Annotated in this window: 7 protein-coding genes and 1 pseudogene; 7 read left to right on the forward strand and 1 reads right to left on the reverse strand. The window is 37.1% G+C overall.

From position 1 onward, the window contains the following. The 6 genes and pseudogenes from ACMX3D_RS20615 (at position 1) to ACMX3D_RS20640 (ending at position 6,314) form a co-directional block, all read left to right on the forward strand. The gene (locus ACMX3D_RS20615; RefSeq protein ID WP_482747702.1) at positions 1-795 is read left to right on the forward strand and encodes a 2OG-Fe(II)-dependent halogenase WelO5 family protein; all 795 of its coding nucleotides are present in this window, start codon (positions 1-3) and stop codon (positions 793-795) included. Further along, positions 795-1,118, forward strand: a pseudogene (locus ACMX3D_RS20620) (four helix bundle protein). Before ACMX3D_RS20615 ends, ACMX3D_RS20620 begins: the two are co-directional and overlap by 1 nt. A gap of 61 nt (positions 1,119-1,179) precedes the next feature. Further along, positions 1,180-2,286 (forward strand): zinc-binding dehydrogenase, encoded by a 1,107-nt coding sequence (locus ACMX3D_RS20625; RefSeq protein WP_482747703.1) that lies wholly within the window; start codon positions 1,180-1,182, stop codon positions 2,284-2,286. 35 nt (positions 2,287-2,321) lie between these two features. Next, entirely contained in the window at positions 2,322-3,143 is an 822-nt protein-coding gene (gene proC, locus ACMX3D_RS20630; protein ID WP_482752390.1) for a pyrroline-5-carboxylate reductase, read from the forward strand. A gap of 104 nt (positions 3,144-3,247) precedes the next feature. Further along, the gene (locus ACMX3D_RS20635) at positions 3,248-5,257 is read left to right on the forward strand and encodes an ABC transporter ATP-binding protein/permease (protein WP_482747704.1); all 2,010 of its coding nucleotides are present in this window, start codon (positions 3,248-3,250) and stop codon (positions 5,255-5,257) included. Positions 5,258-5,534: 277 nt separating this feature from the next. Beyond that, a complete protein-coding gene (locus ACMX3D_RS20640; protein WP_482747705.1) occupies positions 5,535-6,314 on the forward strand; it encodes a 2OG-Fe(II)-dependent halogenase WelO5 family protein in 780 nt (259 codons plus the stop codon). A gap of 147 nt (positions 6,315-6,461) precedes the next feature. Here the strand turns inward: ACMX3D_RS20640 and ACMX3D_RS20645 are convergent, their stop codons facing one another. Further along, complete coding sequence (locus tag ACMX3D_RS20645) at positions 6,462-7,187, reverse strand: alanine--tRNA ligase-related protein (RefSeq protein ID WP_482747706.1); 726 nt, start codon at positions 7,185-7,187, stop codon at positions 6,462-6,464. An 831-nt stretch (positions 7,188-8,018) separates the two neighbouring features. Here ACMX3D_RS20645 and ACMX3D_RS20650 point away from each other — a divergent pair. Further along, a complete protein-coding gene (locus ACMX3D_RS20650; protein WP_482747707.1) occupies positions 8,019-12,209 on the forward strand; it encodes an SDR family NAD(P)-dependent oxidoreductase in 4,191 nt (1,396 codons plus the stop codon).

Genomic DNA, 12,209 nt, shown 5'->3' on the forward strand with positions numbered 1-12,209 from the left:
ATGACTGCTACATCTAACCAAATTCAATCAAAGCTGTGGGAAAAAAATCAAGAGTATCCCTTAACAGCAGAATCTTTAAGAAAGCTGATTGAACACCGCATTCCTCTCATTCGGATTAAAGACTTTGCCACACCCGAAGAGTGTGAAATGTTATATGCTCAATCTCAATCACTCGTCTTTAATGCTTATGAAGATGTCACCCCTAAAATTGAAAAAGTTGGCATCACAGTATTTGAATACAACAGCGTTAGTAAAGCAAATTATTTTCAAGAAGTAGAAAGAGCATCTAAATTAAGAGACTCTATTTTCGCAGCTTCCTTCAATCCATTAGAGCGCATCATGGAGAAATTTAGAGAGTGTGGCGCGAAGGTGCGAGTCGCTTCTGAGGCAGACTACGGTAGCTATTATGCAGGATTGATCAGAAAAATTGAAAATGGTACTCAACTTCATATTGATTTTGCCCCATTCGAGCAATCTGGCTGGGAAGTTTGCACAATTACCACTCAACTTTCTTGGACTTTGTATTTGAAATTGTCTGATAACAATCAAGGTAAAACCTACATTTACGATCGCCGTTGGACACCAGGAGATGAGCAATATAAACTCGATTCCTACGGATACAGTGATACAGTCATTAATGATGCAGATGCGATCGCTTTCCAACCTTATGTCGGCGATGTATTGCTTTTCAATACCAGAAATTATCACTATGTTGAGCCGATGAATGGACATCGTGTAGCTTTCACTTCCATGATTGGCTTACTTCCTAACGGTGAAATTATTTTCTGGTCTTGATAGGAGGCAGGGGTACAGGGGGCAGGGAGCAGGGGGAATGGAAAAAGAACCAATCAAATGACCAAATTCGTCGGTCGTCATGCTCCGTTTGCGCTAATTTAGCTGAAGCATGGAGAAAACGTCGTTATGAGGCTGCTTTTATTGCAAAATTGAACGATTCTGAAGCTGAAGCCGCAGAAACTCAAACCTGGCTTAAATTCGCTTTGAAATGCAATTACTTAGACGTTGACACAGGAAGATAACTTTATGGGCAATTAAATAGAGTTTTAGCCATTCTAGTAACCATAATTAACAATCCATCACCCTGGCTCATAAAACGCTAATCTCCCTGCTCCCTGCTCCCCGCTCCCCGCTCCCTGCCCAAATATAGTGAGGTAATCATTCATGCCCTTAGCAGCTGTGATGACTGCACCCAATAAGCCAGTTACAGTGCAACAATTACCAGACCCGATTCTAGAAAAGGGTGGAATCATTATTGAAACCTTATATAGTGAGGTTTGTGGAACTGATGTACATCTACTGCGTGGACATTTAGAGGGAGTCCCTTATCCAATTATCCCCGGTCACTTTTCAGTCGGTCGTGTGGTGGAAACAGGGGGAAAAGTTACTGATGTCAATGGTAAATTAATTCAACCTGGGGCGATCGCCACTTTTTTGGATGTCCACGAAACTTGTTACAACTGCTGGTATTGTCTAGTAGCCAAAGCATCCACTCGCTGTCCCCAACGCAAGGTTTATGGTGTCACCTACTCAGCCAATGAGGGATTGTTGGGGGGCTGGTCTCAACTGGTCTACCTCAAACCAGGAGTAAAGGTTCTAACTTTACCAGAAGAAGTCTCACCAAAACAGTTCATTGCTGGCGGATGTGCTTTACCCACTGCACTCCACGCTATTGATAGAGCGCAGATTCAAATTGGTGATGTTGTTGTAGTGCAAGGTTGCGGCCCTGTGGGTTTGAGTGCGGCAATTCTGGCTTTGCTCTCAGGTGCAGGTAAAGTCATTGTTATTGATAAATTTGAGAGTCGATTAGCAGTTGCCAAATCCTTTGGTGTAGATGAAACTCTTGCAATTAACGCCGATAACCCAAAACAACATCTGGAGCGAGTTTTGGAATTGACGCAGGGACATGGTGCTGATGTGACCATAGAAGCCACAGGTGTTCCCATTGCGGTCAAAGAGGGCTTGAATATAACGAGAAATGGAGGTCGTTATGTGATTGTAGGACATTACACCAATACAGGTGAGATTCTCATCAATCCACATTTAGAAATTAATTTAAAACATATAGATATTCGCGGAACTTGGGGAATTGATTTTAGCCATTTTTATAGAATGATTGAATTATTAAAACGTCATAGCAGTTCCAGAAAAAATGTTGATTGGTCAAGCATAATTAGCCGTTCATATACTTTAGAAGAAATTAATCAAGCCCTAGCAGATGTAGAGCAAGGTTCTGTATTAAAAGCTGTAATTCAGCCTAATTTAACTTGAGGATAAAAATATATTAAATGAATAAGGAAGAGAATATGCTGGGAAATTTACAAATTGCCTTTATCGGCGGTGGAACGATGGGCGAAATGATAATTAGTAGATTATTATCAACGAAGGTTGTGCAAAAACCTGAACTAATTGTTGTTAGCGACCCACTTTCTACTCGATGCCTTCATTTAGAGAAGGAATATGGAGTACGTACTACAACTTCTAACATAGAAGCTCTACAAGGCGCATCTATTATTGTGTTGGCGGTGAAACCACAGGTGTTAGCCTCTGTTATGGCTATGTTGAAAGGTAAGATTTCACCTGATGTATTAGTAATTAGTATTATCGGTGGAGTAGGTATTGCATCGCTGTGTGAAGGGTTAAATCATGCTGCTGTTGTTCGCACTATGCCCAATATTGCAGTGCAAGTTGGTCATGGGACTACGGTATGGAGTGCATCATCAAGTGTGACTGAGGTACAGCGATCGCAGACACAAGTTATTCTACAAGCTTTAGGTAAGGAATTTGTTACTCAAAACGAACATTACCTTGATATGGCAACAGCATTAAGTAGCGCGGGAACTGGGTTTATCTATCTGTATATCGAAGCGATGATTGATGCTGGGGTACAGATGGGTTTAACTCGCATACAAGCCCAAGAATTAACCTTACATACGATTGCTGGCAGTGTAGAACTGATGTCTCAAACTGACGAACATCCAGCCGTCTTACGCAACAAAGTAACGAGTCCTGGGGGAGTGACTGCTGCTGGCCTTTACGAGTTAGAAAAAGGTGGGTTGCGAACTGTGATTGCTAATGCAGTGCTGACTGCTTTGAGCCGCACTCAACAACTAGGTAATATGTTTTAGAAAAGTAGTTGTGAATGGGATTTGTTATTCGGTCATTCTTGTTGATTATTCAACAAGAAAAAGTATTAATCTAATTTAAGAATTTTCCAGTTTATTTATCAAATATGACAACCCAAGTTATTCAATCTAAACCGACAACAAATCCTTTTTCAGAATTTTTGCAATTTTGGGAAAATGTCAAAGCGATCGCTGGGCCTTATTGGTATCCCACAAAGCCAGGAGAAAGAGCATTCTCTGACGTAATTCGTGCCTGGGGAATGCTTATTTTACTCTTATTATTAATAATTTCATATGTAGGTATAAATGCTGGCAATACCTTTATTCATCGCTACCTAATCGATGTCATTATTCAAGAAAAAGATGCTTCTAAATTTACTTCTACTATCTCAATTTATGCTGTTGGAATTATTGCAATAACGCTTTTAATTGGATTTAATAAATTTACCAGAAGACAAATTTCTCTTGATTGGTATCAATGGCTCGAAAAGAATACATTAAATAAATATTTGAGTAAGCGTGCTTATTACAAAATCAACTTTAAAGCCGATATAGATAACCCAGATCAACGCTTATCTCAAGAAATTGAACCGATTACGAGTAGTGCTATCAACTTTTCAGCTACTTTCTTAGAAAAAGCATTGGAAATGATGACTTTTTTAGTAATTATCTGGTCAATTTCCCAACAAATAGCTGTTGTTATCATTATTTATACTATTATCTGTAATTTCATTGGTGTTTACTTAAATCAAGAATATATTAAAATTAATCAGGCAGAACTCGAATCTAAAGGCGATTATAGTTATGCTCTAACTCATGTGCGAAATCATGCTGAGTCTATAGCTTTTTATCAAGGAGAACAACAAGAATTAAATATAATTCAACGCCGATTTCTAATTCTGGTAAACAATATTAAACGCAAGATTGGTTGGGAGAGAAATCAGGCAATTTTTAACAGAGGATATCGAGGTGCTATTGAACTTGGTATGCTCTTAGTACTCGCACCTTTATATATTAAAGGTGACATTGATTTTGGACAAGTTGGACAAGCCACTACAGCCAGCTATCAGTTTGCAGCCGCATTAGAAGAATTAATCCGTGAATTTGGTGTTTCTGGGCGATTTTCTAGTTACGTTGAGCGTTTATCAGAATTTTCAGATGCTTTAGAGGAAGTAATTAAACAGCCAGAAAACGTCAATACTATTAAAACAATAGAAGAAAACCAATTTGCTTTTGAGAATGTCACTTTACAAACACCCAACTATGAGCAGGTAATTGTCGAAAATTTGTCTGTTTCTGTTCAACCTGGAGAAGGCTTATTAATTGTCGGCCCTAGTGGTAGAGGGAAAAGTTCTCTACTGAGAGCGATCGCGGGTTTGTGGAATTCGGGAACTGGTCGTTTGGTGCGGCCTCCCTTAGAAGAAGTCTTATTTTTACCCCAACGTCCCTATATCATTTTGGGAACTTTGCGCGAACAGTTACTCTACCCCAAAACTAATCGTCAAATGACCGATGCAGAAATCAAAACAGTTTTGCAACAAGTAAACCTGCAAAACTTGCTCAGTCGAGTTGAAGGTTTTGATACTGAAGTTCCTTGGGAGAACATATTATCGCTTGGAGAACAACAACGCCTAGCTTTCGCACGGCTGTTAATAACTCATCCAAGATTCACTATCTTAGATGAAGCCACAAGTGCCTTGGATTTGAAAAACGAAGCAAGTTTATATCAACAGTTAAAAGAGACAAAAACAACATTTATTAGCGTTGGACATCGAGAAAGTTTATTTGATTATCATCAATGGGTTTTGGAACTTTCACATGACTCTAGCTGGCAACTTGTGACTGTCCAAGATTACCGCAATCAAAAAAATATAGTTCACAATTCTCCAGAAAATGTTCAAATCACATCTAATAATGAATCTCAAAATGAATTAGATATTTTGACCCAACAAGAAACAACTGAGAGACTTTCTCATAAGGAAATGAGCGAATTAACATACTATTCCATTAAGACTATTAGAAGTAAGGCCAGCAAAGGAGAACCTATCACCACTAGAGACGGCGTTACCTATCGATATGACAAAGATAGCAAAGTATTGAAATGGGTGAGGGTTTAGTGGCTACTAACCATAAGTCTGAAAGATAAATCACCTTTTGTAAAACAGTAAAATATTTATTTTTTTTAATTAAAGAATAATTATGCGGTGGAAGAGTTCAGGCTCCACTCTTATTTTCGATGGCTATTAATGCCAATTTTTTGACAAACTAAATATTAAATAAAAGGTTATTTTCCAGAGTAAATAATCTTTTTTAATCAAGAACCCACATTCAAATTTTCTATCATTTTCGATTCCTACAATAACTTAAATTATAAGCTATCAAGGAGAAATTTATATGCTGAAAACAACCCAGTGGCAAACCTTAAATGACTGCGAAATTAACTCTAAAAATTTTCAAGCATTGCTGAGAAATGAGATTCCATCAATTCGGATTTCTAACTTTGCTTCAGTTGAAGAATGCCACAAATTAACCTTAGCAATTGAAAAAGTTGGGTTTGATTTTTATAGAAATGTAGAACCACCAATAGGAAGAATTGGAATTACCCAATTTGAATATATAAATAGGGATAAGTCAGGATATTTCGATGCAGTTAAAAAAGCTAGTAAAACTTATAATCAAGTAACTGCTTTAGCTTTTGATCCATTAAAACGTTTGGCGACAATTCTGCGCCAGCATGTATCAAGTAAAGTAGAAATTGCTTACGAAAATGAAAACTATGGAAATTATTTTGCTGGTTTGATACGTCAGATTAATATTGCCTTGTTACACATAGACTTTGCAGGGTTAGATGCCCCAAATTGGAGCATAGGAAATATTACTTCACAGTTAGTGTGGAATGTCTATATCAAAGCACCTAGCCAAGGTGGTATTTGCAAAGTCTACAACCGCCAGTGGCAGCCTGAAGATGAAAAATATAAAATTCCTGGTTCGTATGGCTACGATTCTTCCTTAGTGGCTAACTCAGAAGTAAAACACAATATTCCACTCATAGGAGATTTAGTTATCTTCAACAGCCGTAATTTTCATGAAGTCTTACCAGGTATTGGAGAACGTATAACAATTAGTTCTTTTATTGGACAAATGCCGGGAGGAAATTTAGTTTTTTGGTCGTAAATGCTTTGATGTGGCGCAGGCTAGACAGATGCGCTACATCAAATAATTTATGCCATTAATGTGACAAGATTTCAGAAATTAATAGCAAGATGCAACCATTACAAACAACAAAGCCAAAGTTTTGACCGAGTAATAAAAAGCATAACCTTAATCAAATTTATAACTGACTTTGAGATTTCCTTTTTGACGCTTGGCTTTAGTAATTACTACACTTTTTAATTCATTAAGTGATTTTAAATGAGTTCCGCCGCATGGAGTTGGATGAAGATTGCCAACTGTCACAACTCTCAAAGGTTTTCCCGGAGGTAAATTACTGGGAATATTAGACCAACGCGCTGCTAATTCTTCTGGTGTAATTAGTGAAGCTTCTACACTAGTAGTTTGATTTAAAGCTTCGCTAATTTTTTTATTAACTTCAGCAAGAAATGTTTCCGTATTTTCAAATGAAGAACTTCCTTGAAACTCTACATAAGAACCATCAGGAAAATGATATCCTTTAACTGCAATTAAATTTTTATCCAGAGATTCGACTATGGTGTACATAAGATGTCCTGCTGTATGAGCCTTAGCATTTTGTATACGACGGGCTTCATCAACATACAAAGTTACTTCTTCGCCTTTCTCTAAAGAAACAGATGAAAAGTCTCCATAATGACGAACTTCTCCATCTACAAAGCTTACGAAAGTGATAGCAAGCTTAACTCCTTTAACTTCAATAGTGCCTACATCTGAAGGCTGACCACCACCTTGCGGATAAAATATAGTACTATCGAGTACACAATAATTACCTCGCTCATCATTGGCAATATACTCAACGTGAGCCTTATCAGTAAATTTATAAGTATCTTCAAGATAAGCAAGTACTGTGGACATAAATAAATCTCTCAAGTTGAGTTTGATAACGAGTATTTCAAAGAATATAATAAACCACGAAAAAATTAACTGTTCAGCAATTTGATAATATTACATTCCATAGACTGAAAAGTTGTATGATTTTTTTTAATTGGTGTAGCGATCGCACAATGGGTGAGAGTTTAATGAAATCTGTGCAACAGTAAGGGCTTGCGGCGTAAGTCCTTACCCAATTTGTTATAAATTATACCAATTTAATAACAGAATGTGACAGATGCGTAGGTTGGGTTAAACGAAGTGAAACCTAACGCATACAAGTTTTTAAGCTTTTGAGTTACTTTCCGGGAAAGCTAAGTCTACGTTCCTCAATCTAACGTACATCTGTAGTAATCATTTTTCAAATCTATACCCAGTCTCAACGGCCAATCTTTGTGCGTAAATTCTAATTTTTTATTTTTACTATCCCCTTAAATGTCTTAACTGTCTTAACTGTCTTCTTAAATATCTTAAATGTCTTAACTGTCTTCTTAAATGTTTTAACTGTCTATCTAACTAACTGAATTGTTTTCTTAACTGTCTTAACTACTATTGCATTTTATTGATAAAACTGAGATCATCTATCTGTTGGATAATATTGAAAAACAATAGATAAATAAAAATAACATTTTTAAATTAGAAAAATTTTTAATTTATGAATAACAAATATTAATATAGGACTCATATTTGATTTTTGAAAAAATCAGTACACATATAATTTTCCTCTTATCTGTTCCCCATTCTCTGTTAAGAGTTGCCTACCTATACAAGGATGTTCAGTAATCAAATCGGATTCCTATAAGGATATTAAAGCTAATGCAGTTAAATAATCATAGTCAAATTTTAGCAGCCTCAAGTGATAAAAATTTTCCATACCAAAAAATAGAAGTTGCTATTCGGTCGAGTTTGACTGTAGATGATTGTGTAGTTAGAGAAAGACAAACACAAAAGCGAAAACAGGAATTAGTTGCTTATATAGTTCCTTCAGTTGTATTCGTACTAGAGCAATTGTTGTCTTATCTGCAAACAATTCTGCCTAGCGAATTAATACCTACATTATTTGTACCAATCTCCACAATACCGATAACAGATACAGGTTTAGTAGATGAAGCCACTCTAGCCAAATTAGAAGTTATTGACTCTGACTTAGTACGTTGCATAGAAGGGCAATTAGAGTCATTGTCAGAAATTGAGCGTATTGCTGTCGTTGTCGAACCTATTGTTAACAATATTCCGCCTCTACATTTGGATGATTTACTAGGTGAGACTCAAGTAACTCTCTATGAAAAGAACCAAGAAATACAAGCAATCACACATAATCAGACAACAGAAAACAAAAATTATTCTTTGTCAAAAAAGTTAGCCATTAGTCACGGTGAACCACTCCAATACTCTAAAGATGCTCCTCAAACTTTAGTGGAAGTATTGCAACGAGCTGCTGAAATTTCAAATAAAGGTATTATTTACATTCAATCTGAGGGACATGAGCAAGTTCAGTCTTATCGAGAATTATTGCAAGATGCTCAACGAATTTTAGCCGGACTGAGAAAAAAGGGACTCAAACCTCAAGACAAAGTAATTTTTCAACTAGAAGATGATCAAGATTTCTTGAGTGGTTTTTGGGCTTGCGTGCTAGGGGGCTTTGTTCCTGTACCAGTATCTATAGCCCCAATTTATGAGCCAGACAATAGTACCGCCAGCAAATTACAAAATACTTGGCAAATGCTGGAGAAACCCCTAGTACTGACCAGTGTTTCTTTAGCTTCCAACATTGATGATTTTTTCAGGCTGTTAAACTTAGAAAACTTTCAAATTGCAACTATTGATAAGTTGCGTGAGTGCGAACCAGATTTGCAATTATATCAAAGTCAGCCAGAAGATTTAGCAATTTTATTTTTGACCTCTGGAAGCACTGGTATACCCAAGTGTGTGATGCTCAATCACCGCAACATATTGAGTATGACGACTGGCTTAATTTTAATGGGTCATTTCTCTAGCCAGGAAAGCGTTTTAAACTGGATGCCTTTAGATCATGTTGGTGCATTGGTATCTCTGAGTATTATGGCTGTGAGTTTAGGTTGCCAACAAATCCATGTACCCACTGACTTGATTGTGCAGAATCCACTCAAGTGGCTAGATTTAATTGACAAGCATCAAGCAACGATTAATTGGGCCCCTAACTTTGCATTTTCCCTAATCTGCGATCGCGCTTCTGATATCAATCAAAAGAACTGGAATTTATCATCAATGAAGTTTGTGATCAATGCTGGGGAGCCGATTGTCACGAAAACAGCAAGGAATTTCTTAAAACTGCTGAGTCGTCACGGTTTACCAACTAATGCTATTCATCCAGCCTTTGGGATGTGTGAAACTTCTTCTGGTATCACCTACTCTGATAGTTTTTCCCTGGAATCTTCATCGGATGACACTTCATTTGTCGAGTTAGGTTTACCAATTGCTGGTGCTTCATTGCGGATTGTTGATGAAAACGAACAGATAGTTACAGAAGGTACAATCGGTCGTTTACAAGTAAAAGGTGAATCTGTTACCAGCGGTTACTATCAAAATTCTCAAGCAAACCAAGAAGTTTTTACTGCCGATGGTTGGTTTAATACAGGAGATTTGGGATATCTCAATCAAGGGCGTTTAACGATTACCGGACGACAGAAAGATGTCATTATCATCAATGGACTCAACTACTACTGTCACGAAATCGAAGCAGCCGTTGAAGAACTGAAAAATGTAGAAGTTTCTTATACAGCCGCCTGTGCAGTCAGACAACCAGGAATCAATACTGATAAATTAGCTATATTTTTCAATACTGCTGTTGCTGATGATGCTAGTTTAGTAGCTCTGCTTAGAGAAATTCGTACTGCGGTTGTCAACAAAGTAGGTATAAATCCAGATTATTTAATTCTAGTCAATAAAGAAATTATTCCGAAAACTGCTATTGGAAAAATTCAGCGATCGCAACTCAGCCAGCGATTCAATGCAGGCGAATTTCAATCAATTATTAAACACATTGATATATTACTAGGTAATGCCAAGACAATTCCTAACTGGTTCTACCGCCAAGTATGGCAACCCAAAAATACTCTTAATTTTACTTCGGCTTTAACTGTTACTAATTTCACCTTAGTATTTCTAGATTCCCGCGGTTTAGGTTCTTATTTATGTCAAAAATTGTCAGAACATAATCTGCCATACATAACTGTTTCACCCGGAGAAGATTTCCGAAAAATAAATCGTTCACACTACACAATTACCCCAGGACAATCCAAAGATTACCAACTTTTACTCGAATCTCTAGCAGCAGATAATATTATCATTGGGCAGATTCTTCACTTATGGACTTATGACCAATACATTGGCGAAGTCAAAAGCCTTAATGCTCTCGAACAAACACAAGAAAATGGAATATACAGTTTATTATTTTTGACTCAAGCTTTAGCCAAAGTTCAGGGTGTTGATCATTCTGTTCAATTATTATTTATTTCTTCTCATATTCAAGCTATTACGTCAGAGGATCCCATAGCTTATGAGAAATCAGCAGTATTAGGGCTATTGAAAACAATTCCTCAAGAATTGCCTTGGTTGAACTGTCGCCATATAGATTTGCCTTTCGCTGAAGCTGAGACAAATGGAGCTTTTATCTTAAAAGAGATACAAGTTTCCTCTAAAGAACGAGAGGTAGCTTACAGAAATGGGCAGCGTTTTGTTCCTCGTTTAGAAAAAGTTGATTTTTCCAACCTACATAAATCCTCAATTAGCTTCAAGCAAGGTGGTACTTATTTAATTACAGGAGGACTCGGTGGTATTGGTATTGAAATTGCGCGATATTTGCTGAAAGATTACCAAGCTAGATTACTGTTAGTTGGCAGAACTCCTTTAACTCCAGAAAGACGCATAAAACTTTATCAAGAATTACAGCAGTTTGGGGGAGAAGTGATTTACGAAGCTGTTGATATTTGTGATTTTAAACAGTTGCAAATAATTGTTGAGGAAGCCCAAAATAAATGGGGTAAAAATCTGGATGGGATACTTCATTTAGCTGGAACTTTTCATGAGCAACTTGTACTTGATGAGACTCAGGAAAGCTTAACAGCTATACTACGTCCCAAGGTTTTGGGTGCTTGGGCTTTGCATCAATTGGTAAAAGATCATAAGAGCAGTATTTTTATTAACTTTTCTTCGGCACACGGTTTTTTTGGTAGTACTGCTGTTGGTGCTTATGCTGCTGCCAATAGTTTTTTAGACTGTTTTTCTCATTACCAAAATGCCCAAACTGAATTAGCAAGCTATTGTTTTAGTTGGAGTATGTGGGATGAAACAGGGATGAGCCAAGGATATCAGATGAAGAATCTGATCCGCGCCAAAGGTTTCTATGTGATGTCTGCTTCTCAAGCAATATCTTCAATGCTGGCTGGCTTACAACATCAACAAACAAATCTATTGATAGGTTTGGATGGTAGCAACCAAAACATTCAACGTTGGCAGTCTCAATTTTTTAATTTACAAAAGTTAACTGCTTATTTCACTGCCAGTAGTCACGAGGTTCAATTACCAGATTTGCAAGTACAAGACCGCTTTGGGACTTATTGTACTTGCAACTTAGTACAATTGCCTGAAATGCCTTGTTTGGAAAACGGCGAAATTGACCGCGCCAGCCTAATTAGTAAAATTAACTCTCAGGAAATTAGGGAGCGGATAGAACCACGCAACGACATAGAGTTTAAAATTGCTCAATGTTGGCAACAAGTTCTGAGAGTTCCACTTTTAGGCATTTACGACAACTTTTTCGAGTTAGGAGGAAATTCTTTACTAGCTGGTCAAATAATTGCGCGGTTACGCGAAGATTTCTCTATAGAATTGTCTCTCCAGCGTTTGTTTAAAGCACCTACTATTGCAGGTTTAGCTCAGACTATTGCAGCAATTCAAACAGTAACCCAAAGTAATAATTCCTTTATTGAAACACTCGAAGAAGAATACGAAGAGGATTATTTATAA

Source organism: Anabaena sp. TISTR 8404 (genome assembly GCF_056847745.1).

Coding starts and splice junctions, on each gene's coding strand:
- proC (WP_482752390.1), top strand. CDS start 2,322: ATGCTGGGAAATTTACAAATTGCCTTTATCGGCGGTGGAACGATGGGC.
- ACMX3D_RS20625 (WP_482747703.1), top strand. CDS start 1,180: ATGCCCTTAGCAGCTGTGATGACTGCACCCAATAAGCCAGTTACAGTG.
- ACMX3D_RS20645 (WP_482747706.1), bottom strand. CDS start 7,187: ATGTCCACAGTACTTGCTTATCTTGAAGATACTTATAAATTTACTGAT.
- ACMX3D_RS20615 (WP_482747702.1), top strand. CDS start 1: ATGACTGCTACATCTAACCAAATTCAATCAAAGCTGTGGGAAAAAAAT.
- ACMX3D_RS20635 (WP_482747704.1), top strand. CDS start 3,248: ATGACAACCCAAGTTATTCAATCTAAACCGACAACAAATCCTTTTTCA.
- ACMX3D_RS20640 (WP_482747705.1), top strand. CDS start 5,535: ATGCTGAAAACAACCCAGTGGCAAACCTTAAATGACTGCGAAATTAAC.
- ACMX3D_RS20650 (WP_482747707.1), top strand. CDS start 8,019: ATGCAGTTAAATAATCATAGTCAAATTTTAGCAGCCTCAAGTGATAAA.